The organism is Bacillus cereus group sp. RP29, assembly GCF_040459765.1.
GTDB classification, from domain to species: Bacteria; Bacillota; Bacilli; order Bacillales; family Bacillaceae_G; genus Bacillus_A; species Bacillus_A paranthracis.
Map to the genome: position 1 here is coordinate 84,522 of NZ_JARVHN010000001.1, position 24,871 is coordinate 109,392.

The window sequence follows — 24,871 nt, forward strand, 5'->3', positions numbered from 1 at the left end:
AAGTACAAAGTGAAAAGTAGATGATTTATGTTAGGAACTATGTAAAATCTTGTATGTAGGAGACGAATTATGTTTCAAGAGAATCGTACAAATGAATTAGTTATATTAAAAGAGATTGCAGAAACACTAAATACATCAAATGATACATATCATGTATTGCAAGCAGTACTAGAAAAATTGCTGAGTGTAACAGGTTTAACGACAGGATGGATATTTCTTGCGGATGAAAATGGTAGGTATACAAAATTAATTGATTATCAATTACCAGAGGCACTTACATATGAAAACAAACGTCCGATGTGTGAAGGAGAATGTTGGTGTTTACGTGGCTTTGTGGATGGAAAATTAGAACGAGCTGTTAATATTATTGAATGTAAAAGAATTAATAATGCAATTGAATATAATTGGGGAGATACAGAAGGAATTCTTCATCATGCTACGGTTCCTTTAAAGGCTGGAGGAGAAAAATTTGGTTTGTTAAATGTGGCAAGCCCAGGTAAAACACATTTTTCAGAAGAAGAATTAGTATTGCTTCAATCAGTTGCTTTCCAAATTGGAACGGCTTTAAAACGAGCAAAGTTATATGAAAATGAAAAGCGAAGAGCACATTATTATGTGAAATTAGAACGGTTCATTCAAGTTTTAAGAACGATTCATCAATTTAATATATTGCCTGAAAAAGTTGTAGATCAATTAGGTGAAGTGTTTCAGTGGAATCAAGTCGCATTCTTTATTAGGGAAGAGAAAGAATTATCCTTGCGGGCATCTTATTGCCAGGAAGAATGGCAGGAGGATATAAAAGAAGCAGCGAAAGAAGCGTTAGAAAAAGGTGAACCTATTTTATTAAACGATCAAATCAGTCATAAGATTGCCTCTAATAGGACGGTTATCGCCACCCCAATACAGATTCAAACTCACATATTTGGTGTTTTATGTGTTAGTTCAAATAATGGTGAATTTGATGTAAATACGTTAGATGTACTTCAAGCAATAACAAATCATATTTCTTTCGTGATAGAAAATTTAAGGTTAAATGAGCAACGACGTGAACTCGTACGAATGGAAGAAAGAAATCGATTAGCAAGGGACTTACATGACTCTGTTTCACAAAAGCTATTTTCGTTAACCTTTATGACAAAAGGCGCTGAGGCGGTTTTAAAAGGTCAAAACGAAAAAGTGGATCGATCTTTGCATGATATGCGTGAATTAGCGCAAGGAGCTTTAAAAGAAATGAGGACGTTAATTTGGCAATTACGTCCAGCGGGTTTGGAGAAAGGATTATTACCAGCTTTAAAGCAATATGGTGAAAGTTTGGGTTTGAAAATTCGAGAACAAGTTACAGGTGTCCGTGATTTGCCACGCGTAGTAGAGGAAGCGCTATGGAGAATTGGACAAGAAGCTTTAAATAATGTAAGTAAGCATGCAAATGTTAGAGAAGCGACGATTTATTTCAAAGTGACAGAGAAGAATGTATCATTAGAAATAGTCGATCAAGGGACCGGCTTTGTAGAAAAGGATATAAAAGAGAAGAAATCACTTGGCATGACTACGATGCGGGAAAGAGTAGAATTAGTCGGTGGAACAATTAAAATTGTAAGTGATAAGAAAAGGACAAGTGTAAAAGTAAACGTACCATTATGATGTGAAAATGAGGGAAGTTTGTGAAAATAAAAGTATTGTTAGTTGATGATCATACAGTCGTTTTAAAAGGATTAGCATTTTTCTTAAGTACACAGGAAGATATAGAGTTAGTTGGAGAAGCAAGTAATGGGAAAGAGGCGCTAGTGAAAGTAGGAGAAACGAATCCTGATGTTGTACTAATGGATTTATATATGCCCGAAATGGATGGCGTTGAGGCGACAGCGTGTATTAAAAAAGAATATCCGGATGTGAAAGTAATTGTATTAACTAGCTTTTCTGATCAGGCACATGTGTTACCAGCATTAAGGGCTGGAGCAAGCGGGTATATTTTAAAAGATGTAGAACCGGATCAGCTTGTTGAGGCCATTCGAAGTGCATATAAAGGTAATATTCAATTACATCCGGATATAGCAAACGCTCTTCTCTCTCAAACATTACCTGTAGAAGAAAAGGAAGAAGAGCCCTTTATTCAAGTAGATGTGCTAACAGCGAGAGAAAATGAAGTATTGCAGCTATTAGCGAAAGGGATGAGTAATAAAGAAATCGCTTCTGTTTTAGTTATTACGGAAAAAACGGTAAAAGCTCATGTAAGTAGTATTTTGAGTAAATTACATTTATCTGATCGTACGCAAGCAGCATTATATGCAGTAAAAAATGGAATTGTATAAGACGAAAGTCGTAAGACCTAGTTCGCCTTTAGAAGGTGGACTTTTTTTATGGAAAAATACGTCTATGTGAGGACGAAATTGTCTTGATATAAAGATAAAATATGTTTGTAAGCAACAAAACAACAATTACAAGGGATACCTTTTTTTGAAAGCATATAACAACAGAAGAGTTAGTACTAGGAGGAAAACATAATGACAAAAGTTTTATTCGTAAAAGCAAACAACCGTCCAGCGGAACAAGCAGTTAGTGTAAAATTATATGAAGCGTTTTTAGCAAGTTACAAAGAAGCGCATCCAAACGATACAGTAGTAGAACTTGATTTATATAAAGAAGAATTACCATATGTAGGCGTAGATATGATTAATGGTACATTCAAAGCTGGTAAAGGGTTTGATTTAACTGAAGAGGAAGCAAAAGCAGTAGCAGTTGCTGATAAGTATTTAAATCAATTCCTAGAAGCTGATAAAGTCGTTTTCGGTTTCCCATTATGGAACTTAACGATTCCAGCAGTGTTACACACATATATTGATTATTTAAACCGTGCTGGTAAAACGTTTAAATATACGCCAGAAGGTCCAGTTGGTCTAATTGGAGATAAGAAGATTGCATTATTAAACGCGCGCGGCGGTGTATACTCTGAAGGTCCCGCAGCAGAAGTAGAAATGGCTGTTAAATATGTAGCAAGCATGATGGGCTTCTTCGGCGCAACAAACATGGAAACAGTAGTTATTGAAGGACATAACCAATTCCCAGATAAAGCAGAAGAAATCATTACAGCTGGTCTTGAAGAAGCAGCTAAAGTAGCAAGTAAATTTTAATTGAAAATAGAATCGTCACTCAAAAAAGTAGCATTAACAGATAAACGTTAATGCTACTTTTTTATATTTTAAGTTCGTCAGCTAGTTTTTCTAACTGAATTCGATCTTGTATGTAATAGGTTCTTCCATCTTTCTTTAAGTAATTTTGTTGGCAAAATTGGTTTAATACATATAAAAGGTGACGGTAGCTAACATTTAAGTATTCCGAAACCTCAGTATGTTTTTCTATATAACTGTTATTTTGTTCTGTTAATAGAATAAACGCCGCTAATCGATTTTCGAACGGATAACTATTATTTTTAGCATAACTTTCTGTTCGGGTAATGGTTTTCTCACCGATAAATTTGCATAGTTTCTGTAGAAAGGTAGCATCTTGTAACAAAAGATGCTGACAATCTTTAAGAGGAAGCGCTAAGCATATACAATCTTCCATTACTTCCACCGTTTTCGTAACAGATTCTACGCCAATTAATCCTAATTCCCCAATGAACGAAGGTGCCTGAATAAAGTTAATCAAGGAGACCTTTCCGTTTTTGTGACTCATATATATTTTTGCTTTCCCAGAAATTAAGTAATAAAGATAAGGAACATCGACCCCTTCATTACATATCTTTTCTCTCTTCTGAAAGGAATGTAGTTCAGCATACGGTAAGATATCAAAAGAAAAAAGAGTATGGAAATTGTAAGTTTGTATGTAATGAGAGATTTCTTCGCTATTTCTGCTGACTTTCATGTTTTCACCTCATGTTTAGTATGAGATATCTCCTATTATTTTTACAAGAAAGAATGATACGATTTACGTAAATTTGTTTTTGTAGAAAAGAGAGTGTGAAGGGCTTATGAAAAAATATAAAACATTATTATTCGATGTAGATGATACATTGTTGGATTTTCAAAAGGCAGAAAAATCGGCATTACGTATGCTTTTTGAAGAGAAAGGGATGTCTCTCACTAGCGAGATTGAAGCGCAATATAAAAAAATTAATAAAAGTCTTTGGACTGCTTTTGAAGAAGGTGAAATAAATCGTGATGAAGTTGTAAATACACGATTTTCAATTTTGTTTAAAGAATACGGGGAAGAAGTAGATGGGATATTATTCGAAAATAATTATCGCAGTTACTTAGAAGAAGGAAATCAGCTCATGGAAGGTGCCTTACAATTTATAAATCAAATTCAAAGTGAGTACGATTTATATATAGTGACAAACGGTATTTCTAAGACGCAAGATAAACGATTACGTAATGCAGGGTTACATGCCTTGTTTCAAGATATTTTCGTTTCTGAAGATACAGGTTATCAAAAGCCGATGAAAGAGTATTTTGATTATGTTTTTGAAAGGATTCCTAACTTTGTTCCTGAAGAAGGGCTCATTATTGGGGATTCGTTAAGCGCTGATATGAAAGGTGGATATGTAGCGGGAATTGATACTTGTTGGTTTAATCCAGAAAGGAAATTAAATGATAGTGGGATTATACCGACATATGAAGTGCATAATTTTGAGGAGTTATATGCATTATTGAAGCAACATGTGTAATGAGAATAGGCAGTGGAACTTTTGTCCACACTGCCTATTTTTTTTATTTGTAGTTTCGTTATGTTTTGGAAGTGGAAATGCATTTCCGATAGTAGCTACCCCAAGCATTGGTAATAGTAAATTAAGCGGAGGTTTTAAAAGGTCTTTTTCAAATGGATATAGAATATATTTCTTTTGTTATGTACATTAAGTTCTTTGTATTTAATTTAGAACATTCAGAAAAACTAATTGACATGAGGAAATTATTGCTATAAAATCAACGGTAATTGCATAGTCTTATCAAGAAAAGGTGGAGGGACAGGCCCGATGAAACCTTGGCAACAGCCGTATAACGGAATTGTGCCAAATCCTGCAGGTAATAACCCTGAGAGATAAGAAAGAGCCTTTAGAGCGTGTTTTCAAACTGCTCCTTTCTTGTTTTCAGGAAAGGGGCAGTTTTTTATTTTGTATAAAAGAAAGGAGAATAAGAAATGGGAGAATCATGGGGGAAAGGAACGATTTGTGTGCAAGGTGGCTATACGCCAAAGAATGGTGAACCGCGTGTTTTACCGCTTTATCAAAGTACAACGTATAAATACGATACTTCAGATGATTTAGCAGCGCTATTTAATTTAGAGGCAGAAGGATATATCTACACGCGTATTGGAAATCCTACTTTAGCTGCATTTGAGCAAAAGTTAGCGGATTTAGAGGGTGGTGTAGGTGCTGTTGCAACGGCTTCTGGGCAAGCTGCTATTATGCTTGCTGTTTTAAATATTTGTAGTAGCGGAGACCACTTGCTTTGTTCTTCCACAGTTTATGGCGGGACGTTTAATTTATTTGGAGTGAGTTTGCGTAAACTTGGTATCGATGTTACATTCTTTAATCCGAATTTAACTGCTGATGAAATTGTGGCCCTTGCTAATGATAAGACGAAACTTGTTTATGCAGAATCGCTAGGAAATCCGGCGATGAACGTTTTAAATTTCAAAGAACTTTCAGATGCAGCGAAAGAGTTGGAAGTACCTTTTATCGTGGATAATACATTGGCAACTCCTTATTTATGCCAAGCATTTGAACATGGAGCAAATATTATCGTTCATTCTACGACGAAATATATTGATGGTCATGCAAGTTCGTTAGGTGGCATTGTAATTGACGGAGGGAACTTCGATTGGACAAACGGGAAATATCCTGAACTAGTTGAACCGGATCCAAGTTATCACGGCGTAAGTTACGTTCAAAATTTTGGTGCAGCAGCTTATATTGTGAAGGCACGTGTTCAATTATTAAGAGACTACGGAAACTGTATGAGCCCATTTAATGCGTATATTAGCAATATCGGCTTAGAAACATTGCATTTACGAATGGAGCGTCATAGTGAAAATGCTCTTGCAGTTGCTAAATGGCTTGCTGATCATGAACGTATTGAATGGGTGAATTATCCGGGATTAAATAGTAATGAAAATTATTCGTTAGCACAAAAGTATTTGAAAAAAGGTGCGAGTGGTGTTTTAACATTCGGCATTAAGGGAGGATTAGAAGCAGCAAAAGAATTTATCGCAAATGTAAAACTAGCAACTCTCGTAACGCATGTAGCTGATGCACGAACTTGCGTTATACATCCTGCTAGTACAACGCATAGACAATTAAGTGCCGAAGATCAGCGCTTAGCTGGCGTCACATCAGATTTAATTCGTTTATCAGTTGGTATAGAAGATGTTTCGGATATTATTGCAGATTTAGAAGCAGCGCTAGTCGGAGGCAAACAACATGCCGATCATAATTGATAAAGATTTGCCAGCTCGCAAAGTGTTGCAGGAGGAAAATATTTTTGTAATGACAAAAGAGCGAGCAGAAACACAAGATATTCGGGCATTGAAAATTGCTATATTAAATTTAATGCCTACAAAGCAAGAAACAGAAGCGCAATTACTTCGTTTAATTGGAAATACACCGTTGCAATTAGATGTTCATTTACTTCATATGGAATCGCATTTGTCTCGTAATGTTGCACAGGAACATTTAACGAGTTTCTATAAAACATTCCGTGATATTGAGAATGAGAAATTTGATGGACTCATTATTACAGGAGCACCAGTTGAAACCCTTTCTTTTGAAGAGGTAGATTATTGGGAAGAGCTTAAACGTATTATGGAGTATTCAAAAACGAATGTAACATCTACGCTTCATATTTGCTGGGGGGCACAGGCTGGTTTGTATCATCATTATGGCGTTCCAAAGTATCCTCTTAAGGAAAAAATGTTTGGTGTATTTGAACATGAAGTCCGTGAGCAACATGTGAAACTGTTACAAGGTTTTGATGAATTGTTTTTCGCCCCGCATTCGCGTCATACAGAAGTACGAGAGAGTGATATTAGAGAGGTGAAAGAATTAACATTATTAGCAAACTCTGAGGAAGCAGGTGTTCACCTTGTTATTGGGCAAGAAGGAAGACAAGTGTTTGCGCTCGGGCATAGTGAATATAGTTGTGATACGTTAAAGCAAGAATACGAACGGGACCGCCAAAAAGGGTTAAATATTGATGTGCCGAAAAACTATTTTAAGCATAATAATCCAAATGAGAAGCCGCTTGTAAGGTGGAGAAGCCATGGGAATCTATTATTCTCTAATTGGCTGAATTATTACGTGTATCAAGAAACCCCTTATGTATTATAAAAAAAGATTGTGTCACACGTGGCAACGTTTTCTTTGTAAAGATTAATCTATATTTTTCCGAATGTTCAAAAAACATTGTTTTTCAGATTTTTTATTCATATAATTTCATCTAAACACAATTTTTGAGGGGTGGACAGTATTATGAAAGAAATTCAAGTTGGCTTATTAGGTCTTGGGACAGTTGGTAGCGGAGTAGTTCGTATCATTACAGATCACCAAGAGCGACTTATACACCAAGTAGGTTGTCCTGTAAAAGTAACGAAAGTACTAGTACAAAATATTGAAAAAGAGAGAGAAGTAGAGGTACCTTCTACTCTATTAACACAAGATGCACATGAAATTTTAGACAATCCAAATATCGACGTTGTCATCGAAGTAATGGGTGGCATTGATGATGCAAAAGCATATATTTTGCAAGCTTTACAAAGCGGGAAGCATGTTGTGACTGCCAATAAAGATTTAATGGCGTTACATGGGGCGGAACTCTTAGCGGTAGCAAAAGATAATAAAGCAGATTTGTTTTATGAAGCAAGTGTAGCTGGAGGGATTCCGATTTTACGAAGTATTGTAGAGGGACTTTCTTCAGATCTTATTACGAAAGTAATGGGAATTGTAAATGGAACGACAAATTTTATTTTGACGAAAATGTCAGATGAAGGGAGAGCATATAACGACGTGTTAAAAGAAGCCCAGCAACTTGGATTTGCAGAAGCGGATCCAACATCAGATGTAGAAGGTTTAGATGCAGCAAGAAAAATGACAATTTTGGCTACCCTTGGTTTCTCTACAAATGTAGAGCTTGGAGATGTGAAGGTAAAAGGGATTACTTCTATTACAGAGGAAGATATCGAATACAGTAAGAGTTTAGGTTACACGATTAAACTAATCGGTCTTGCGAAGCGAGATGGTGAAAAATTAGAGGTTACAGTTGAACCGACTTTACTTCCAAATACACATCCTCTTGCGGCCGTGCAAAATGAATATAACGCTGTATATGTGTATGGTGAAGCAGTTGGAGAAACGATGTTTTATGGACCAGGTGCAGGAAGTTTACCGACAGCAACAGCTGTTGTTTCCGATTTAGTAGCTGTAATGCAAAATATTAGATTAGGGGTAACAGGAAATAGTGCTGTAGTCCCACAATATCAAAAAGTATTAAAAGAGCCAGACGAAATTGTTGTGAAGAAATTTTTAAGACTTCATGTGAAAGATGAAATTGGTGTATTTGCAAAAATTACTTCGTTATTCTCTGAGCGTGGCGTTAGCTTTGAAAAAATTATTCAAATGCCACTTGAAGAGAAAGGAAAAGCTGAAATTGTAATTGTAACGCATCGTGCTTCTCTTGCTGATTATGATTATATTCTACATACGTTGCAAGGGTATGAAGAAATAGATTGTTTGAAAGCAAACTATCGAATTGAAGGGGATGCAAAGTAGTATCTCCTCTAAGAAAAAACCTATTAAGCGGCTTGCTTAATAGGTTTTTTTCTATTTAAAATCTTTGTACCAACTTGAATAAATGCTTGGATAATCCAGCCTGTTGTAAAAGATAAGATGATTGTTCCAAAATAGATAGGTCCATCTAATAAAAAGCTTAATGTTAAAAATAAAAACGCTAACGAAATTTCTGTTCTTCTAAATGTCCATTTCTTTTTCTCAGCAACTGTTAAAACGAAAGCTTCTTGCGGTGCTGCACAAAGGTTTGTAGAGACATAAAGACCAATTCCGGCTCCAACGAATAGATTTCCGCAAATAAGTGTTATATATTTTGGAAGAGAACGGACAGCGTCCATAATAGTTGTAATGGAACCAATCCAATCAACAAAAAGAGAGATAAGAACCATTGTTACGATTGTACCGATTGTAATTTGTCTTTTATTCCAAAAGAGGACGATAAGGGTAAAGGCAAAATTAATCATGAAAATCCAAAAACCGATACTTATCCCGAAATTTTGATATAGTGCAATAAAGAAGGAATCATAAGGGCTAAGTCCAAAGGAAGTAATGGTCGTCATCATATTAATACCGATGGCGAGAATGAGTAGACCACCAATGAAAAATATATATTCTAATTTGAATCGAAGCATAGTTGTATATCCTTTCAAAATGTATTTGCTAGGAAAGGATATATTGTGGAAAGCTTACCAGGTCAAGGGAGAATTTTTGCAGGGAAGGGGAAAATGAGATGACGAATATAAGAAAGATTGCTGAACTTGCTGGGGTATCTGTTTCAACTGTTTCACGTGTACTAAATAATCATCCATATGTGAATGAACAGAAGCGAAAAGAAATTTTAGCAATTATAGAAGAATTAAACTATACGCAAAATGTGAATGCAATTCATTTAGTGAAAGGAAAAACGAATGTAATTGGCGTTTTATTACCGCACGTTAATGATCAATATTATAGTGCCATTATTGAGGGAATATCAAAGGAAACAGCAAAGAATAATTATAATATGATGCTTTGCCAGACGAATTATAGTGAAGAAAGAGAACTAGAAATTTTAAATATGTTAAAAATGAAAAAGCTTGATGGGGTTATTATTTGTTCTCGGGCAAATAGTAAGGAGAAGCTTGAAGAATATACGAAATTTGGTCCAATTGTTATGTGTGAAGAAATAGATTCAAAATGCATTTCAAGTGTCCATGTTGATTACTATAAAGTGTTTTCACAAGGGATGAAAAGCTTAATAGATGCTGGTCATACACGTATTGGATATTGCATTGGAAGAAGTAATAGCATTAATAGCCAGAGAAGAAAACAAGCATATGCGGATTCACTTCAACAGATTGCTGAAAAACCGATAGGAACTTGGAAGTTTGAAGGCTGTTTTACGGTGGAAGATGGGCGTAATGTAATTAGGGAGTGGGCCTCTATGTCAGTAAAGCCAACTGCGTTTCTTGTATCTTGTAACCATATTGCAGCGGGAATGGTAACGGAGGCGAAAAAACAAAGAATTCGTATTCCAGAAGATGTTACGATTATCGGTTGTGATGATCAAGATGTAGCAGACATTTTAGGCATTACGACGATTTCATATTCTAGTAAAAATGTTGGCGTGAAGGCATTTGAATTATTATATGAAAAGATTAATGATGAGCAAATAGATGTAAAGCACGTAGAGTTATTGCCAGAATTCGTACAAAGGGAAACAACATAATAGATAAGGTATGAAAATCGCTTTTCAAAATTGCGTTTGGTATAATTATGGACAATCTATGAGGGCTAAAAGGGGTTTTGATATGAGATCAAAAGTAGTAAAAGTAATTCTACTCATTACAATTGCATCTTTCTGTTTATTTGCATATGGCTTTGTTTCAGGTGTAAATGATGTATTAAATCCGAAAGCTTCAAATTTAATTAAAAAGACCGATGTAGTGGCAAAAGAGAAAAAGAAAACAGGAACGTTACAAATCGTCAGTTTAGGTGATTCATTAACGCGTGGCGTTGGTGATAAAGAAGGAATTGGCTATGTGGGGCGAATGAAAGAGGATTTACAAAAAGATTATAAGCAAAAAATTGCATTAACAAATTTAGCAGTTAGTGGTGCAAAAATGCCCGATTTATTAAAACAAATTGAAAGTAATGGCGCTCAATATTCAATTAAACAAGCAGATGTAATCGTTTTAACGATTGGAGGAAATGATTTATTTCCAGGCTGGGAATCGCTTGGAAAGATAGATTTAGAAACATATCGTCCTGATACAGAAACATTCCAAAATGAAGCGAAGAAAATTATAGAAGAAATTCGTAAATTAAATACAGATAGTCCGATTTTTTGGCTTGGCTTATACAATCCTTTTGAAGATGTAGAAGATTTAAAGGGGTCTTCAAACATTGTTGTAGACTGGAATGCATCTTTAGAAAAGTTAGCGATAAATAATAAAAATGTGTATATTACACCGACATTTGATTTATTCCAAAATCGTGGGAAAGATTTATTATACTCTGATCATTTTCATCCGAACGAAGTAGGTTATACGTATATGGCAGAACGTTTAGTTCAAAATGTTGTAAGTAAATTAAAACTAGAACAAGGAGGGGTAAAATGACGACGATACTTTCCGTACGAGACTTGAAGAAGGTAATTGGAAAGAAGACTCTTGTAGAGAATATTTCCTTTGATGTAAAGCAAGGAGAAGTGTTCGGGTTCTTAGGACCAAATGGTGCTGGAAAGACGACTACCATTCGAATGTTAGTCGGATTAATTAAGGCGACAGAAGGTACGATTTCTATCGGTGGTTATTCGATTAAGGAAAATTTTAGAGAAGCGATGCGTCAAATTGGGAGTATCGTTGAAAACCCAGAGTTGTATACATATTTAACGGGATGGGAAAATTTAAAGCAATTTGCTCGTATGTTAGGTGATATATCAGATGAACGTATTATTGAAATTGCTGAAATGGTTCATTTAGATGAAAGAATTCATGACAAGGTAAAAACGTACTCACTTGGTATGAAACAACGGCTTGGAATTGCGCAGGCGCTCCTTGGGAATCCAAAATTGCTCATATTAGATGAGCCAACGAATGGTTTAGATCCAGCAGGGATTAGAGAACTTAGGGAATTTATACATAAGCTTGTAAAAGAAGAAAATATGAGCGTGTTTATTTCAAGTCATTTGCTAAGTGAAGTGCAAATGATATGCGATCGCGTTGCTATTATTCATAAAGGAAAGATGATAACAGTTGCCAAGGTTGAAGAGTTAATTAAAACAGCAAGTGATCGCGTAGAATGGATTGTTACGCCGATTGGGAAGGCAAAAGATATGCTAGAAGATGCTGAGGAAGTAAGAGAAGTGAGTATAGAAGGTGATCGATTACTATGCCGCATGAATATCGCATCTATAAGTAATTGGAATAAACATTTTGTAGAAAACGGGATAGATGTACATAGTGTTAAGGAACTTGTATTTACGCTAGAAGATTTATTTATTGAACTCACAAGGGGTGAGCAGCATGCGTGAATTTGCGAATCTAGTTTTAAACGAATCGGAGAAGATTTATCGTAAGAAGCGTATTTTTGTTGTTATGCTTATTTTAGCAATCTTGATCCCGCTTTTTGTATATGCGCAGTATCGTGAAATAGAAACGACACAAAAAAGACTCGGTACAACTGATTGGAAGGTTTCATTGCAACAGCAAATTGTTGATTCCCAGAACCGGTTGAACAATTCTAGGTTGCCAGAAGAATGGCGTGATTGGTTAAAGGTAAGAGTTGAGCAGCAACAATATTATTTAGATCATGATATTAACCCGATGGCACCGGGCGCACCAACTTTTGTGAGGGCGTTTATTGAGCAAGGAATTACATTATTTATTCCACTTCTCGTAATGATTGTCGCCATTGATATTGTTTCAGGAGAACGAAGTGATGGAACGATGAAGATGTTACTTACGCGGCCGATTAGGCGCTGGAAAATACTCCTTAGTAAATACGTAACGATGTTATTTTTCATTTCGCTCATACTGCTCCTTGTAGGTGTGTTTGCATACATATTATCAGGGCTTGTATTTGGATACTCGGGATGGAATTTACCTGTGTTAACTGGATTTGTTATTGATAAGGAAACGTTAAATACGAATTTTGTACATCTTATTCCGCAATGGCAATATATCTTGATGGCGTATGGATTAGCTTGGTTTGTTGCTATCGTTGTCGGAACTATATCATTTATGGTCTCTGTTTTAATTCGTAATACACCAGCTGGTATGGGCGTTATGCTAGCTGCATTAATTGCAGGCGGTATTTTAAGCTCGTTCGCAACATCTTGGGAAGGTGCGAAATATATTTTTAGTGTGAATTTATCATTAACAGATTATCTATCAGGAAAACTACCTGCATTACAAGGTTTATCGATGGAGTTTTCTTTAATGAATTTAACGGTTTGGGCAGTTGTTTCCCTTATTATTTCGTTCGTAGTATTTACAAAACAGGATATGGTGAATTAATTAGACAGGAAGTGACAGTATGGAAAATGTTTTAAAGAATGATTGGGAGCCGCTATTGGCACCAGAATTTGAGAAAGAATATTATCGTAAGCTAGCTGATTTTTTGAAAGAAGAGTACAGTACACATGTTGTTTACCCAAAGAAAGAAGATATTTTTAACGCTCTAGAGTATACAAGTTATGAAAATACAAAGGTCGTTATTTTAGGACAAGATCCATATCATGGACCGAATCAAGCGCATGGTTTAAGCTTTTCTGTGCAACCCGGTATTAAAACGCCACCATCGTTGTTAAATATGTATAAAGAACTTCGAGATGAATATGGGTATGATATTCCAAATAACGGTTATTTAGTAAAGTGGGCAGAGCAAGGCGTTTTATTATTAAATACTGTATTAACAGTTCGACAAGGTGAAGCAAATTCTCATAAGGGAAAAGGATGGGAGCATTTCACAGATCGCGTAATTGAGCTATTAAATGAACGTGAAAAGCCAGTTATTTTCATATTGTGGGGACGCCATGCACAGGCGAAGAAGAAGTTAATTACAAATTCAAATCATCATATTATCGAATCTGTACATCCAAGCCCACTATCAGCAAGACGAGGTTTCTTTGGGAGTAAGCCATACTCTAAAGTAAATACGATTTTAGCTAATATGGGCGAGAGAGAAATTGATTGGGAAATTCCAAATTTATAAATAGAAAAGGTAGTTAACAGTCGTTAACTACCTTTTCATTATTGTTGCTCGTTCTTTAATTTTGCATCTAGTACAAACGTGCCAAATGGGATAACTGATGAAACGAATGCCCCAAGTGCCCATAAAATTGATTTACGGTGTACGATTGTTACTTGAATTACTGCGAAGATAAATAAAATAAATAAAACACCGTGAGCCATGCCTGTAATTTTAACAGCTGTTGCAAATCCTGCGAAATATTTTAATGGCATTGCTACAAATAATAGTAGTAGAAAAGAAATCCCCTCAATAAGTCCAATTGCTCTTAATCGTCCGATTGGTGTAGATAACATGTAAAATAGCCTCCCTTAACGTATGCTTGTTTATAGTAAATTTGTATTCTTTTTTTAAATAAAATAGTCTATTTTGTTTCATTATATACAAAAAGAAAGTTTACACTACGAGAATAGTGTAAAGTTCAAAATATAGTCACAAAAGCATGGTAATTTAAATAAAAACCTATTTGAAGTGTTTGACTTCAAATAGGTTTTATGAGTGGAAATATTAAACAAGTGCTTCTTTTTTTAGTACGAACTTCTCTATAACCTTTGCTACACCATCGTTCATATTTGTATCTGTTACATAATTTGCAATTTCCTTAATATCATCAGGTGCATTGCCCATTGCGACACCAAGACCGGCGAATTCAATCATCGCTTGATCGTTATAGCTATCGCCCATTGCGATAACTTCTTCGCGCTTAATGCCAAGTTTTTGGATTAATTGGTTTAAGCTCGTTCCTTTTGTAACACCGGCTTCAGTAAATTCTAAGAAGAATGGTTTAGAACGCATAACGCTTAATTGTCCTTCTAGTTGTTTTTGTAATTTCTTTTCTACTTCAACAAGGCGTTCAGCTTCTTTATTCATTAATACTTTTACTACAGGCTCTTTAACAGCAGCTTTAAAGTCATCTACTACAACGATAGGCATCCCAGTAATATCGCCCTCAATTTCAGTGTAAGGATTATTTTCTTCTGTTACGATATCATCGCCAATATAAGTATGAATCCATACATCTTCAGTTTTACTAATTTCAAATAAGTTGTGAACGATTTCAGGAGAAAGCGTACTACTAAAGATTTCTTCGTTTGTTTTACAGTTAATAATTTTTGCACCATTAAAAGATAGAATGAAACTGCCGTATTCTTCTAAACGAAGTTCTTTCGCTACATTGCGCATACCAAACGTTGGACGTCCGGAAGCAAGTACAACTTTTACACCTTGTTCTTGTGCAGTCATTAGAGCTTCTTTCGTACGAGGTGAAATAGTATGGTCGTCACGTAATAAAGTATCATCTAAATCTAAAACAATCATTTTATAAGTCATATTGAAAATTCCCTTCTTTATTTAAATCAAATATATGTTCATGGAGATGTAAGAAATAATAGTAAGACATCGAACCTCTTTAAAAAGAAGTAGATTCATTTTTATGAGTGTTTTTCTCATCATATTAATTAATAATCATTGGGGATGGAGAAAACCCCAATGATTAAATGTTTATTTTATCGTAACAACTCTAAAGGTAGAGTGCAATAATGGAAGTTTTCCAATTTACGATACTTGTTTTATTGTCGAACGAGAAAATAGTATTTCTAGTAAGATTGCCATTACAGCCCCAAGAACGAGACCATTACTTAGGAATGAAGCTAGAAATGGTGGAAGCGTGGAATATGCTCCTGCTGGAACGAACATAACCCCAATTCCTGTGAAGATTGACAGACCTGCTACTTTAAATAATCGTTCTTTATCCTGTACTGTTTCGTATTCTCGAAAGGCGAGACCGATCATGCTTGCAAATACAGGATAAATGGCAGCATAACCAACTGCAACTGGGATTGCCGCAAAGAATGAAGTGATCTTTGGGAATATACTAACGACAATAATAAAGCTTGACCCTAATATAAATGGGAGGCGTTTATAAATATTAGTCGTTGCAATAAAACCTGCTGATCCAGAAATAGCGACAGGTCCGATAGCCGAAAACAGGCCGCCTAGTAATTGATTGATTCCTGTTATAATACCGGCCTGTTTAAAACGATCTGATGCAGCATTTTCTTCATATTTAGAGACAACCTTTTGTACAACGCGAATACTTGCTAACATATTTGTTAGAAGTAAGAGTGTAACGAAAATTACCGTAATTACCATGTTCCATTCAACACGAGGCATTCCGAAAACAAATAAGGATGGAAAACGGATTATGTCTGTCACTGGTGTTATTGGATTGGATAATCCAAAGCATGCGAATAATATCCAGCCGCAAACGATACTGAAAAGAACAGAATATTGTCCGATAATAGGTAGCTTCATGATGAAAAAGGATAGTAAAATAACAATGAGTGAAAGAATAAATACGTTAGGTTGTACTTCTGTATGTTTTCCATCCAGGCCGAACATTCCTTTTAAGAAGGAACCACTAAGTTGTGCAACAAGAAGAAATAAGTACGTTCCAATGACTGTCGGTGTAAAATAGCGAACGAGTTTATCAATAAGTCCAAAAACGCTAAGAATAATACAAATGATACCGCTTAATAAGAAAGCATATTGAAGAACTTTAAGTGTCTCATTGTTTGATCCAAATAATACGACACCTAAACTTGCATATAGGGAGAAAATTCCCCACCAAAGGCCAGCAGGACCTTCTTGAATAGGAAGTTTATGCCCAAATATAGCTTGTAAGAGACCAGCAAAGCCTAGAACAAATAATGTTCTTTGTACGAATGCGATAGCTTCAGCGCCATCAAGACCATAACTAGTTGCGACGCTAATTGGTACAATAAGACTCCCAGCTAAAATAAATAGTGCCCATTGTAAGGCGGAAAGAAATGTTTTCATTATATCAACCTCTTTCATAGATTCCGTATCTAGTATATATGTATTTCATTTCCACTGGCAAAGATTGTAGATAGAGAAAAGAGTTGAAACATGATATGAATGCACGTAAGCAATTATGGATAGCAGTTATATGTATGACTTTTGTTGTAATTCTAGGAACATTAGGATTTATGACAATTGAAGAGATTAGCTTATTTCAAGCATTTTGGATGACGATGATTACCGTATTAACGGTGGGATACGGAGACGCCATTCCTGTAACACATGCAGGAAAAGTTTTTGCGCTCCTTATCATACCGGTTGGAGTCGGTATTGTTACGTATGCAATTGGTGTAGTGGCAGCTATGATTATTGAAGGGAATTTATTTCATGCAGTACGGAGGAAGAAGATGGATAAACAAATAGCACAGTTACAAAATCATATTATCGTATGTGGTTGCGGTAGAGTAGGGTTACAAGTTGTACATGAATTGCAAGAAAAGAAGATCCCATTTGTCGTCGTGGATAAAGATGAAAGCATATTAGAGAAGGAAAAACTTTTATATGTACATGGAGATGCAACAGAAGACAAAGTGTTACAACATGCTGGGATTTCAAAGGCAGCTGGTTTAGTTGCTATCGTAGCAAATGACGCTGAAAATGTATTTATTACGTTAACTGCAAGAGGATTAAACGATGCAATTAAAATTGTGGCAAGAGCAGAAAAACCAGAAACCGAGGACAAATTAAAGAGGGCTGGTGCAAATAAGGTGATTAATCCATCTAGTATGGCAGGGATTCATATTGCAAAAGGTATTGCGAATCCGTTAACAGTTCATTATATTGATACAGTACTGTATGGCGTGGAGCAGTCATTTGTAATTGAAGAAATTGCAGTAGGTAAGGGCTCTATTTTAGCTAATAAATCGTTATTAGAGAGTGATGTTAGAAATCAATTTGATGTAACAATTTTAGCGATTTTGAGAAATGGGAATGTTATACATAATCCAACGGGGCAGGAAAAGTTGCAAGAACATGATATGATAATAGTATTTGGTTCAGTAGAGAAGCTGGGACAATTTGAGAAAGAACTACAAAGTACGAGGTGATAAGGGATGCAAATATCAAGCGATAAGATTTTAAATAAAATGGCGAATGAAATTGCAAATGCAAAAAGTAGTGAAGGACAAAAATCAAAAGAACATGTATTAGTTGTGCGTGCTTTATGTGATTTATTATTAGATGAGCAAGTTGAATCTTCTACGTATAGAGAGCCACAAGTTCAATCACAAATAATTGGATCACAACCAATCACGATGCAACCAATTGCACCGGTTTCTAATGAGCCAGTATATATAAAAGAAAGTGATGCAAACGGTAATTCTTTATTTGATTTTTAGAGGATAAATCGTTTGGCTTATATGAAAAAATTGCTTATGATAAAAGTAAAAAAGGGGAATTAAGATGAAAATTTTCTTTTTACTAGGTTGTATTGCAGCGGGGCTATCTGTTGCGTTAGGGGCTTTCGGAGCACACGGTTTAGAAAATAAAGTTTCTGCAAAAATGTTAGAGGTTTGGAAAACAGGTGTTACATATCAAATGTTTCATGCAGGTGGACTATTTGTAGTTGCTTTATTGATGGATAAAATTCAATCATCACTCTTAACTACTGCTGGTTGGCTTATGGTAGCTGGGATCATTATGTTCTCGGGTAGTCTGTATGCATTAAGTACAACAGGTATTAAGTTCTTTGGTCCAATTACACCTCTTGGTGGTGTAGCGTTTATTGTGGCATGGATCTTAGTTGGAACTGCAGTTGTAAAAGGATTATAAAAAACAAAAGCTGGCATACGCCAGCTTTTTTTATGGTCTTGGAGCATAAGTTGCTTGTTGACTAGGCAAATACGTAATTTCTTCTGGGAATTCTACATAATCTAAGTAAATCATTAATAATAAATAACGTTTCCCTGATTGTGGCTCACTAATTACGATGTGATCACGACCAGCCGCTTCGATAATACCCGTATAGGATTGTGTACCGAGTGAACTACCACGCTCATAAGTCATTACAACTGTGGCTTGCTTGCCCTTGTTCAAGCGAAGAATATTTTCAATATATGACTGTTCTAGAGGTAACATGCCTTGAGAAACAGCATATTGAGCTTGCGCAGCTTGTTGTTGCATTGCTTGCTGCTGTTGCTGTTGTTGTGGGGTCATTTGTTGCGGTTGTACGTAAGTTCCAGATGGTTGATAGAAACCTGTTCCGTAATACGGATTTTGTTGCTGTGCCATTCAAAAATCCCTCCTTGTTTTCATTCCTTAATATATGCTAGGGCAATCCCCAGCATTTGGCTGGAAGAAGCAGTGCTTTTTGAAGCGACCAGAGTTTTGCTGATTATACCAAGTTGGTGGACATGCACCCTCAGGCCTAAAAAACCATAAGGCAAAATTTGCAGGCCAAAAACGTTGTCCTTGAATCGTTCGCCTTGCTAATGCGATATCTTGTTCCCTTGCACGTTGATAAAAATAACCTTTTTGAGTTGCCTCAAAACCACCAGGATTTTGATACACCATTTGACGTAAATTACGAATATTTTTAAAGTCTAAACAATTCCCACGGACACGATTTACTCCAACGTTTCCGACCATTAACATCCCCTGTTGTCCTTCACCTTCAGCTTCAGCACGCATCAGTCTAGCTAATAACTTTACATCTTCTTCGTTATACGCGATAACGCCCATTATGTGTCACCTCTCTTTTTGGAATACCTTGTGGAAAGAGGTTTATGTCTAGATGAAGTGTGTAACAATTACTAGTTCATACGTATGAGAAAAAGGACTCAGATATGACAACCAAACAAAGTTTTACATGGAGAGTGGAAAATAAAAAAAGCTAGCGTGAGCCAGCTTTTTTATTAAAAAACTTTAGACCATAAGTTTGAGAAGAAATCACCGATAGAGCGCATTGTTAATACAAACCAATTTGCTTTTTCAACTTCTTCTGTCGTTTTTGCAGTAACTTTCATACTTTTACTACCGTCTAAGAAACCATATTTATCGGTTGATTCTAAAGTAATCGATCCTACTTTTGCATCTTTCTTAATAGGAGCAATTAAATGACCATCTTCAGCAAGAGATTTATCTACTTCAGTTCCAATTTTATAAGGGTCTTTGCTACCTTTTTTTGCAATTACGGTTATTTCTTTTTCCGGTGCAACAGTTACTTGATCCTCTTTCCCTTGTACTACAGAGAGTGTATTGTTTTTATCGACCTTTAGTTTTTGTTTTTCGAAGTTATTAAACCCGTATTCGATTAACTCACGAGATTCTGTGAAGCGCTCGTCCATTGATTTTGTTTTAATAATAACCGAAATAAGACGTACATCACCACGTTTAGCAGTAATAGTAAATCCGTATCCAGCTGTATCAGAACTTCCGGTTTTTAAACCATCAGCACCTTCATAAGCGAAAGCAGCTCCTGGTAACATCCAGTTCCAGTTTTCCATACGAATTGGTTTCGGATGATTATCTGGGAAGTTTCTAAATCTTTGTTTTGTATCCTCTAGCATTTCTGGATACTTTGTAATCATTGCTTTTGAAAGTATACCCATATCGCGAGCTGACATAGAGTTTTCTGCATTTGGATCAGTACCCTCAGGATGTTTTCCTTTTAAGTCAGCGTTATTTAAACCAGTAGCGTTTACAAATTTATATTTCTTTAACCCTAGTTTTTTTGCATGTTCATTTGCAAGATTTAAGAAGTTTTTCTCACTTCCTGCAAGAAGTTCTGCTAAGGCAATACTAGATCCGTTTGCAGAGAAGATAACGATAGAATGATATAGTTCTCTTACAGTATATTGACGTCCTTTTTCGAACGGCACGTTAGAGAATTCATTATTACGTGAAACTTCATAAGCGTAATCGGAAATATTTACCTTTGTATCCCAAGTGATTTTTCCTTCTTTAATTGCTTCTAACACGGCATAAACAACAATTAATTTTGACATACTAGCGATAGCTAGTAATTCATCTGGATTTTGTTCATGCAGTATTTTTCCTGTATCTGCATCAAATAGAAGTGCAGCAGCTGCCTCAATGTGTATTTTTTCTTCCGCATGGGATGTTGTTACTCCTAAGGAAGAAATTGACAATAGAAACACTAGTAAAATAGAAAAGATTTTCTTCATATACATTATCACCTTCGCATCGTTATTAGCATATAGCTCGTACCATTTTAGCATAAATTTGGATATAGAAAGGTTACAATTTTGTAAGGTATTTAAAAGGATTTGTCGATTTTTGTTCAAATTTGCGGAAAAAAGAAGTTTTTTGAGGAGAAATATAGAGGGGAATAAAAAAAGGAACGAATTTCGTTCCTTTTTCACGATTTATATGTGTAAAAATTTCTCTACCTTTTCGTCTGGTAAAATGTTTCCGACGAAAAATGTTCCGAATTCACCATAACGAGCACTTACTTCATCGAAGCGCATTTCATATATAAGCTTTTTAAATTGAAGAACATCGTCAGCGAATAATGTTACGCCCCACTCAAAATCGTCGAATCCAACAGATCCTGAAATAACTTGGCGTACTTTACCTGCATACTGGCGACCAATTTTACTATGACTGTACATCATTTTCTTACGTTCCTCCATTGGAAGCATGTACCAGTTGTCATCACCTTGTCGACGCTTGTCCATTGGATAGAAGCAAATATGATTTGCTTTCGGTAACTCAGGATATAAGCGAGCTAAGATTTGTGGATTTTGGTATGGATCTTCATCAGCTGGAAGGTAGTTGCTTAGTTCAACAACAGATACGTAAGAGTATGCAGGAACCATATATTCAGCTAAAGTTGTTTTATTCAATTCTGTTTCAATTTCATTTAACTCTTCCATTGTTGGACGTAAAATCATAAGCATAATATCAGCTTTTTGGCCAACAACTGTATACATTGCGTGACTGCCCTTTTTTGCAGCAGCTACGTCGTTCCATTTTTCAACGACATTTAAAAATTCAGACACAGCTTGTCCGCGTTCGTCGCTAGATAATGTTTTCCATGCAGCCCAATCAATAGAACGTAAATCATGTAAACAATACCAGCCATCTAACGTTGTTGTTGCTTCACTCATTCTATTCACCTCAGTTAATGATAGTTTTACACGTTAACTATAGCATATATAGTTTTAAAATCATCTATATAAAACCTTGGCGCATAAAATTGTCACATTTAAGTGTTTAAGCAAGGTGAATTTAACGGCTGAATTTTATGAAAATATAATCATTTTTATTTTATCTATTTTTTGGGAGCTATAAGTTTAAAATATAGAGGAAAAGAAGTATTCTTAAAGATAGAGTTTTTTAACATATGTAGGAGGGTTTATTCGTGAGCAACTTATTTACAACAGTAAAAGAAAAAGTTCAAGGAAAAGGCATTTCTATCGTACTTCCTGAAGGAACTGATGAAAGAATTTTAGGCGCTGCAGAGCGTTTAGCAAAAGAAGAGTTAGTAAAACCAATCTTAGTTGGTAATAAAGAAGAAATTAGCGCAAAAGCTGCTAGCATGAATTTAACATTAGCAGGCGTTGATATTTACGATCCAGCTACATACGAAGAAATGGATGCAATGGTAGCATCTTTCGTTGAACGCCGTAAAGGTAAAGCAACTGAAGAAGACGCTCGCAAAATCCTTAAAGACGAAAACTACTTCGGTACAATGCTTGTATACATGGGTAAAGCACACGGTTTAGTAAGTGGTGCAGCTCACTCTACAGCTGATACAGTTCGTCCAGCACTTCAAATCATTAAAACAAAACCAGGCGTTACAAAAACTTCTGGCGTATTCATTATGGTACGTGAGGAAGAGAAATATGTATTTGCTGATTGTGCAATTAACATTGCACCAAATAGCCAAGATTTAGCTGAAATTGGTATCGAAAGTGCAAAAACTGCTGAATTATTCGGCATTGATCCACGCGTTGCTATGTTAAGCTTCTCTACAAAAGGTTCTGCGAAATCTCCAGAAACAGAAAAAGTTGTAGAAGCAACTCGCATTGCAAAAGAAATGGCTCCAGAATTAGCTCTAGATGGAGAATTCCAATTCGATGCTGCATTCGTACCATCTGTAGCTGAGAAAAAAGCTCCAGGTTCTACAATTAAAGGTGATGCTAACGTATTCGTATTCCCAAGCTTAGAAGCTGGTAATATCGGCTACAAAATCGCTCAACGTTTAGGTAACTTCGAAGCGGTAGGACCAATCTTACAAGGTTTAAACATGCCTGTAAACGACCTATCTCGTGGATGTAACGAAGAAGAAGTGTACAAGTTAGCTTTAATTACAGCAGCTCAAGCACTTTAATTCTATAACGAATTGAAATAAAGACCGTCGCTAAAATAGCGACGGTCTTTATTTTTCTAAGCCAAGTGCTTTATTGTTACGATCAATAATACGTTGTAAATTCGTCTCATATAAAGGTATTTCATCTATTGTTAATTGAGATGGTGTTAACTTTGGAGCGAATTGCTGCAATGTTTTTAAAAGGCGCATCATTAAATCTTGTACTGTAATGGTTTCGCCAAGTAATTCTGAAAGTGAAGCCATCGTACTCGGTACAATTTCAGGATAAGTAAAGCGTGTTTCTTCTCCTTGAATGGCTAGGTTGTAGAAATCACGAACAAGTGCGGCACGTTCAGAGCCACTTCCTGTAGCACAGAGATAAATTTGGACAGCGACACCACCGCGAATACGGCGCTGTGAAATACCAGCAAATTTTTGGTCGCGAATACTTAAATCGTAGCTACCAGGGCAGTAAGAACCAACGATTTCTTTTGCCTCAATTGTAACATCGTAATCCTTTAACATTTCCTGAATTAAATGCCACATTGTATCGTATCCAAGATCAATATCGATACCTTTTTCCGTCTCTTGGAATAAAAGTGATACGTTTAACACACCTTCATCAAGTACGACTGCAAGCCCGCCAGAATTACGAACGATAACATTGAAGTCGTTTTCTTTTAAAAAGGAAATACCTTCTTCTAAGTGTGGTAGGCGTGAATCTTGAATGCCAAGAACAATTGTATTGTGATGAACCCAAGAGCGCATTGTTGCAGCTGATTCGCCCTTTCCAATGCTTGTGCATAATGTATCATCCATTGCGAATGATTGAAGTGCATGGAATGTTGGTCCTAAACTAGACTGATCTACAATACGCCACTCTGGCTGAGATAAAATGGAACGGGAATTGCTCATATAACTAACCCCTTATCTTTAAAATGACAATCTCTATTATAGCAAAAAATAATGAAAGTAGTTTTTAAGAGAAAACCTTACTGAATTGTAAGGTTGTTGTAAGGAAAGCGAATTGGTTAAATGATCTAAGATGGCTAAACTAAGAGATGTAATTATTGATTTTAGGAGGCATACAAATGAAAAATGTTAAATTAGGAATCGTAGCGATTATGTCAGCTGCTGTATTTAGTGGCTGTTCTATTATGGATATGATTGCACCACAAGCAACGGGTGTTGTTATGTACGGAGATGAAACAGGCGTTCAACAAACAATGGATCAATATAAAGATAAAATTGAATCTCAAAATAAATTTGAAGCTAAACTAGGTACTGTTAATGAGAAAAAGGTTTTAATCATGAATAAAACAACGGCTGAGAAGATGGTAAAGGAAAACATGCTGAAAAAAGTAGTGAAAGAAGATGTAGAACCTATTAAAGCATTGCCGGCCATTTCTGATGAAGCTGGAATTGTATTTGCTAAAGAGGAACAAAAAGATGTAGTAATTGATGGAAAGAAAATGAAGTACGAAGGCAATGTAGTAATTGGTGATGCGCGTAAATATACAGATATGTATGCAGTTGTTAGTGATGCAGAATATGCAAAAATAAGTGAACCGGTAAAAACAATTGGTTTAGCATCCTTTAAAGAGAATCCAAAGGAAAAGATTTTCCCAGATATAAAGAGGGATTCTAAAGTAGAAGAAGCACATATGGTTGAAGTGAAATAACAAAAAGGATGCATGTAATGCATCCTT

General features: G+C 35.8%; 27 protein-coding genes and 1 riboswitch. Of the genes, 17 read left to right on the plus strand and 10 right to left on the minus strand.

Annotated elements, in window-relative coordinates; all coding sequences use genetic code 11:
* Window positions 1-69 precede the first annotated feature (69 nt).
* From QCI47_RS00415 to QCI47_RS00425, 3 genes are all read left to right on the plus strand, one after another.
* On the plus strand, window positions 70-1,641 hold the full coding sequence (locus QCI47_RS00415; RefSeq protein ID WP_061131904.1) for a GAF domain-containing sensor histidine kinase: 1,572 nt from the start codon (window positions 70-72) through the stop codon (window positions 1,639-1,641).
* A 20-nt stretch (window positions 1,642-1,661) separates the two neighbouring features.
* The gene (locus QCI47_RS00420; RefSeq protein WP_061131903.1) at window positions 1,662-2,309 is read left to right on the plus strand and encodes a response regulator; all 648 of its coding nucleotides are present in this window, start codon (window positions 1,662-1,664) and stop codon (window positions 2,307-2,309) included.
* Window positions 2,310-2,501: 192 nt separating this feature from the next.
* Entirely contained in the window at window positions 2,502-3,128 is a 627-nt protein-coding gene (locus tag QCI47_RS00425) for an FMN-dependent NADH-azoreductase (protein ID WP_000170050.1), read from the plus strand.
* Window positions 3,129-3,189: 61 nt separating this feature from the next.
* Here the strand turns inward: QCI47_RS00425 and QCI47_RS00430 are convergent, their stop codons facing one another.
* Window positions 3,190-3,861 carry a transcriptional regulator YeiL gene (locus QCI47_RS00430; RefSeq protein WP_000868836.1) on the minus strand — a complete coding sequence of 224 codons (672 nt, stop codon included), beginning with the start codon at window positions 3,859-3,861 and terminating at the stop codon, window positions 3,190-3,192.
* Window positions 3,862-3,967: 106 nt separating this feature from the next.
* On the opposite strand from QCI47_RS00430, the gene QCI47_RS00435 reads away from it, so the two are divergent.
* From QCI47_RS00435 to QCI47_RS00450, 4 genes are all read left to right on the plus strand, one after another.
* On the plus strand, window positions 3,968-4,663 hold the full coding sequence (locus QCI47_RS00435) for a YjjG family noncanonical pyrimidine nucleotidase (RefSeq protein WP_000760172.1): 696 nt from the start codon (window positions 3,968-3,970) through the stop codon (window positions 4,661-4,663).
* Between the two features lie 273 nt (window positions 4,664-4,936).
* A riboswitch (SAM riboswitch) is annotated at window positions 4,937-5,041 on the plus strand.
* Between the two features lie 92 nt (window positions 5,042-5,133).
* Window positions 5,134-6,432, plus strand: a complete 1,299-nt coding sequence (locus tag QCI47_RS00440) for a bifunctional O-acetylhomoserine aminocarboxypropyltransferase/cysteine synthase (protein WP_000504756.1) — start codon at window positions 5,134-5,136, stop codon at window positions 6,430-6,432.
* Complete coding sequence (gene metA / locus QCI47_RS00445; RefSeq protein ID WP_001121520.1) at window positions 6,416-7,321, plus strand: homoserine O-acetyltransferase MetA; 906 nt, start codon at window positions 6,416-6,418, stop codon at window positions 7,319-7,321. The genes QCI47_RS00440 and metA overlap by 17 nt, the downstream gene beginning before the upstream one ends.
* A gap of 141 nt (window positions 7,322-7,462) precedes the next feature.
* A complete protein-coding gene (locus tag QCI47_RS00450) occupies window positions 7,463-8,758 on the plus strand; it encodes a homoserine dehydrogenase (protein WP_000659098.1) in 1,296 nt (431 codons plus the stop codon).
* Window positions 8,759-8,781: 23 nt separating this feature from the next.
* Here the strand turns inward: QCI47_RS00450 and QCI47_RS00455 are convergent, their stop codons facing one another.
* Window positions 8,782-9,408, minus strand: coding sequence for a YczE/YyaS/YitT family protein (locus QCI47_RS00455; protein WP_000943413.1), 627 nt, complete (start codon window positions 9,406-9,408; stop codon window positions 8,782-8,784).
* A 98-nt stretch (window positions 9,409-9,506) separates the two neighbouring features.
* Here QCI47_RS00455 and QCI47_RS00460 point away from each other — a divergent pair, with 98 nt between their 5' ends.
* The 5 genes from QCI47_RS00460 to QCI47_RS00480 are packed head-to-tail and all read left to right on the plus strand — an operon-like array spanning window position 9,507 to window position 13,972.
* Window positions 9,507-10,484 carry a LacI family DNA-binding transcriptional regulator gene (locus QCI47_RS00460; RefSeq protein WP_071742886.1) on the plus strand — a complete coding sequence of 326 codons (978 nt, stop codon included), beginning with the start codon at window positions 9,507-9,509 and terminating at the stop codon, window positions 10,482-10,484.
* Window positions 10,485-10,494: 10 nt separating this feature from the next.
* The gene (locus QCI47_RS00465; protein WP_116777263.1) at window positions 10,495-11,376 is read left to right on the plus strand and encodes an SGNH/GDSL hydrolase family protein; all 882 of its coding nucleotides are present in this window, start codon (window positions 10,495-10,497) and stop codon (window positions 11,374-11,376) included.
* The gene (locus QCI47_RS00470) at window positions 11,373-12,290 is read left to right on the plus strand and encodes an ABC transporter ATP-binding protein (protein WP_000207715.1); all 918 of its coding nucleotides are present in this window, start codon (window positions 11,373-11,375) and stop codon (window positions 12,288-12,290) included. The genes QCI47_RS00465 and QCI47_RS00470 overlap by 4 nt, the downstream gene beginning before the upstream one ends.
* Window positions 12,283-13,275: an ABC transporter permease subunit gene (locus tag QCI47_RS00475; protein ID WP_001206492.1), complete on the plus strand. Its 993-nt coding sequence runs from the start codon at window positions 12,283-12,285 to the stop codon at window positions 13,273-13,275. Before QCI47_RS00470 ends, QCI47_RS00475 begins: the two co-directional genes overlap by 8 nt.
* 19 nt (window positions 13,276-13,294) lie before the next feature.
* Window positions 13,295-13,972: a uracil-DNA glycosylase gene (locus QCI47_RS00480; protein ID WP_071742884.1), complete on the plus strand. Its 678-nt coding sequence runs from the start codon at window positions 13,295-13,297 to the stop codon at window positions 13,970-13,972.
* A gap of 38 nt (window positions 13,973-14,010) precedes the next feature.
* Here the strand turns inward: QCI47_RS00480 and QCI47_RS00485 are convergent, their stop codons facing one another.
* The 3 genes from QCI47_RS00485 to QCI47_RS00495 all read right to left on the minus strand — a co-directional run bounded on the left by QCI47_RS00485 (window position 14,011) and on the right by QCI47_RS00495 (window position 16,846).
* Window positions 14,011-14,304, minus strand: a complete 294-nt coding sequence (locus QCI47_RS00485; RefSeq protein ID WP_000953390.1) for a DUF3817 domain-containing protein — start codon at window positions 14,302-14,304, stop codon at window positions 14,011-14,013.
* 211 nt (window positions 14,305-14,515) lie between these two features.
* Window positions 14,516-15,337: a Cof-type HAD-IIB family hydrolase gene (locus tag QCI47_RS00490; protein WP_353811668.1), complete on the minus strand. Its 822-nt coding sequence runs from the start codon at window positions 15,335-15,337 to the stop codon at window positions 14,516-14,518.
* Window positions 15,338-15,562: 225 nt separating this feature from the next.
* A complete protein-coding gene (locus tag QCI47_RS00495) occupies window positions 15,563-16,846 on the minus strand; it encodes a purine/pyrimidine permease (protein WP_000847023.1) in 1,284 nt (427 codons plus the stop codon).
* 95 nt (window positions 16,847-16,941) lie between these two features.
* Here QCI47_RS00495 and QCI47_RS00500 point away from each other — a divergent pair, with 95 nt between their 5' ends.
* The 3 genes from QCI47_RS00500 (at window position 16,942) to QCI47_RS00510 (ending at window position 18,658) form a co-directional block, all read left to right on the plus strand.
* Window positions 16,942-17,934 carry a potassium channel family protein gene (locus QCI47_RS00500; protein ID WP_000993997.1) on the plus strand — a complete coding sequence of 331 codons (993 nt, stop codon included), beginning with the start codon at window positions 16,942-16,944 and terminating at the stop codon, window positions 17,932-17,934.
* Between the two features lie 6 nt (window positions 17,935-17,940).
* Complete coding sequence (locus QCI47_RS00505) at window positions 17,941-18,225, plus strand: YwdI family protein (protein ID WP_163072274.1); 285 nt, start codon at window positions 17,941-17,943, stop codon at window positions 18,223-18,225.
* A 64-nt stretch (window positions 18,226-18,289) separates the two neighbouring features.
* Window positions 18,290-18,658: a DUF423 domain-containing protein gene (locus QCI47_RS00510; RefSeq protein WP_000688322.1), complete on the plus strand. Its 369-nt coding sequence runs from the start codon at window positions 18,290-18,292 to the stop codon at window positions 18,656-18,658.
* 30 nt (window positions 18,659-18,688) lie between these two features.
* On the opposite strand, the gene gerQ is transcribed toward QCI47_RS00510, so the two are convergent.
* The 4 genes from gerQ to hemQ form a co-directional block, all read right to left on the minus strand.
* On the minus strand, window positions 18,689-19,117 hold the full coding sequence (gene gerQ, locus QCI47_RS00515) for a spore coat protein GerQ (RefSeq protein ID WP_000068648.1): 429 nt from the start codon (window positions 19,115-19,117) through the stop codon (window positions 18,689-18,691).
* A gap of 27 nt (window positions 19,118-19,144) precedes the next feature.
* Complete coding sequence (gene cwlJ, locus QCI47_RS00520) at window positions 19,145-19,567, minus strand: cell wall hydrolase CwlJ (protein ID WP_000538165.1); 423 nt, start codon at window positions 19,565-19,567, stop codon at window positions 19,145-19,147.
* 173 nt (window positions 19,568-19,740) lie between these two features.
* The gene (locus QCI47_RS00525; protein WP_001998707.1) at window positions 19,741-21,018 is read right to left on the minus strand and encodes a serine hydrolase; all 1,278 of its coding nucleotides are present in this window, start codon (window positions 21,016-21,018) and stop codon (window positions 19,741-19,743) included.
* A 195-nt stretch (window positions 21,019-21,213) separates the two neighbouring features.
* A complete protein-coding gene (gene hemQ / locus QCI47_RS00530) occupies window positions 21,214-21,957 on the minus strand; it encodes a hydrogen peroxide-dependent heme synthase (protein ID WP_001287585.1) in 744 nt (247 codons plus the stop codon).
* Between the two features lie 254 nt (window positions 21,958-22,211).
* Between hemQ and pta the strand changes: the two genes are divergently transcribed.
* A complete protein-coding gene (gene pta / locus QCI47_RS00535) occupies window positions 22,212-23,183 on the plus strand; it encodes a phosphate acetyltransferase (protein WP_000067214.1) in 972 nt (323 codons plus the stop codon).
* Between the two features lie 48 nt (window positions 23,184-23,231).
* Here the strand turns inward: pta and lipL are convergent, their stop codons facing one another.
* Window positions 23,232-24,077, minus strand: a complete 846-nt coding sequence (gene lipL, locus QCI47_RS00540) for an octanoyl-[GcvH]:protein N-octanoyltransferase (RefSeq protein ID WP_000071927.1) — start codon at window positions 24,075-24,077, stop codon at window positions 23,232-23,234.
* A gap of 176 nt (window positions 24,078-24,253) precedes the next feature.
* Here lipL and QCI47_RS00545 point away from each other — a divergent pair, with 176 nt between their 5' ends.
* Window positions 24,254-24,844 (plus strand): lipoprotein BA_5634 family protein, encoded by a 591-nt coding sequence (locus QCI47_RS00545; RefSeq protein ID WP_000800129.1) that lies wholly within the window; start codon window positions 24,254-24,256, stop codon window positions 24,842-24,844.
* Window positions 24,845-24,871: the final 27 nt, after the last annotated feature.

What these genes read in the sequence shown, in the direction of transcription:
- QCI47_RS00415 (WP_061131904.1), top strand. Translation starts at nt 70, where the DNA reads ATGTTTCAAGAGAATCGTACAAATGAATTAGTTATATTAAAAGAGATT.
- QCI47_RS00425 (WP_000170050.1), top strand. Translation starts at nt 2,502, where the DNA reads ATGACAAAAGTTTTATTCGTAAAAGCAAACAACCGTCCAGCGGAACAA.
- QCI47_RS00430 (WP_000868836.1), bottom strand. Translation starts at nt 3,861, where the DNA reads ATGAAAGTCAGCAGAAATAGCGAAGAAATCTCTCATTACATACAAACT.
- QCI47_RS00435 (WP_000760172.1), top strand. Translation starts at nt 3,968, where the DNA reads ATGAAAAAATATAAAACATTATTATTCGATGTAGATGATACATTGTTG.
- QCI47_RS00440 (WP_000504756.1), top strand. Translation starts at nt 5,134, where the DNA reads ATGGGAGAATCATGGGGGAAAGGAACGATTTGTGTGCAAGGTGGCTAT.
- metA (WP_001121520.1), top strand. Translation starts at nt 6,416, where the DNA reads ATGCCGATCATAATTGATAAAGATTTGCCAGCTCGCAAAGTGTTGCAG.
- QCI47_RS00450 (WP_000659098.1), top strand. Translation starts at nt 7,463, where the DNA reads ATGAAAGAAATTCAAGTTGGCTTATTAGGTCTTGGGACAGTTGGTAGC.
- QCI47_RS00455 (WP_000943413.1), bottom strand. Translation starts at nt 9,408, where the DNA reads ATGCTTCGATTCAAATTAGAATATATATTTTTCATTGGTGGTCTACTC.
- QCI47_RS00460 (WP_071742886.1), top strand. Translation starts at nt 9,507, where the DNA reads ATGACGAATATAAGAAAGATTGCTGAACTTGCTGGGGTATCTGTTTCA.
- QCI47_RS00465 (WP_116777263.1), top strand. Translation starts at nt 10,495, where the DNA reads ATGAAAATCGCTTTTCAAAATTGCGTTTGGTATAATTATGGACAATCT.
- QCI47_RS00470 (WP_000207715.1), top strand. Translation starts at nt 11,373, where the DNA reads ATGACGACGATACTTTCCGTACGAGACTTGAAGAAGGTAATTGGAAAG.
- QCI47_RS00475 (WP_001206492.1), top strand. Translation starts at nt 12,283, where the DNA reads ATGCGTGAATTTGCGAATCTAGTTTTAAACGAATCGGAGAAGATTTAT.
- QCI47_RS00480 (WP_071742884.1), top strand. Translation starts at nt 13,295, where the DNA reads ATGGAAAATGTTTTAAAGAATGATTGGGAGCCGCTATTGGCACCAGAA.
- QCI47_RS00485 (WP_000953390.1), bottom strand. Translation starts at nt 14,304, where the DNA reads ATGTTATCTACACCAATCGGACGATTAAGAGCAATTGGACTTATTGAG.
- QCI47_RS00490 (WP_353811668.1), bottom strand. Translation starts at nt 15,337, where the DNA reads ATGACTTATAAAATGATTGTTTTAGATTTAGATGATACTTTATTACGT.
- QCI47_RS00495 (WP_000847023.1), bottom strand. Translation starts at nt 16,846, where the DNA reads ATGAAAACATTTCTTTCCGCCTTACAATGGGCACTATTTATTTTAGCT.
- QCI47_RS00500 (WP_000993997.1), top strand. Translation starts at nt 16,942, where the DNA reads ATGAATGCACGTAAGCAATTATGGATAGCAGTTATATGTATGACTTTT.
- QCI47_RS00505 (WP_163072274.1), top strand. Translation starts at nt 17,941, where the DNA reads ATGCAAATATCAAGCGATAAGATTTTAAATAAAATGGCGAATGAAATT.
- QCI47_RS00510 (WP_000688322.1), top strand. Translation starts at nt 18,290, where the DNA reads ATGAAAATTTTCTTTTTACTAGGTTGTATTGCAGCGGGGCTATCTGTT.
- gerQ (WP_000068648.1), bottom strand. Translation starts at nt 19,117, where the DNA reads ATGGCACAGCAACAAAATCCGTATTACGGAACAGGTTTCTATCAACCA.
- cwlJ (WP_000538165.1), bottom strand. Translation starts at nt 19,567, where the DNA reads ATGGGCGTTATCGCGTATAACGAAGAAGATGTAAAGTTATTAGCTAGA.
- QCI47_RS00525 (WP_001998707.1), bottom strand. Translation starts at nt 21,018, where the DNA reads ATGTATATGAAGAAAATCTTTTCTATTTTACTAGTGTTTCTATTGTCA.
- hemQ (WP_001287585.1), bottom strand. Translation starts at nt 21,957, where the DNA reads ATGAGTGAAGCAACAACAACGTTAGATGGCTGGTATTGTTTACATGAT.
- lipL (WP_000071927.1), bottom strand. Translation starts at nt 24,077, where the DNA reads ATGAGCAATTCCCGTTCCATTTTATCTCAGCCAGAGTGGCGTATTGTA.
- QCI47_RS00545 (WP_000800129.1), top strand. Translation starts at nt 24,254, where the DNA reads ATGAAAAATGTTAAATTAGGAATCGTAGCGATTATGTCAGCTGCTGTA.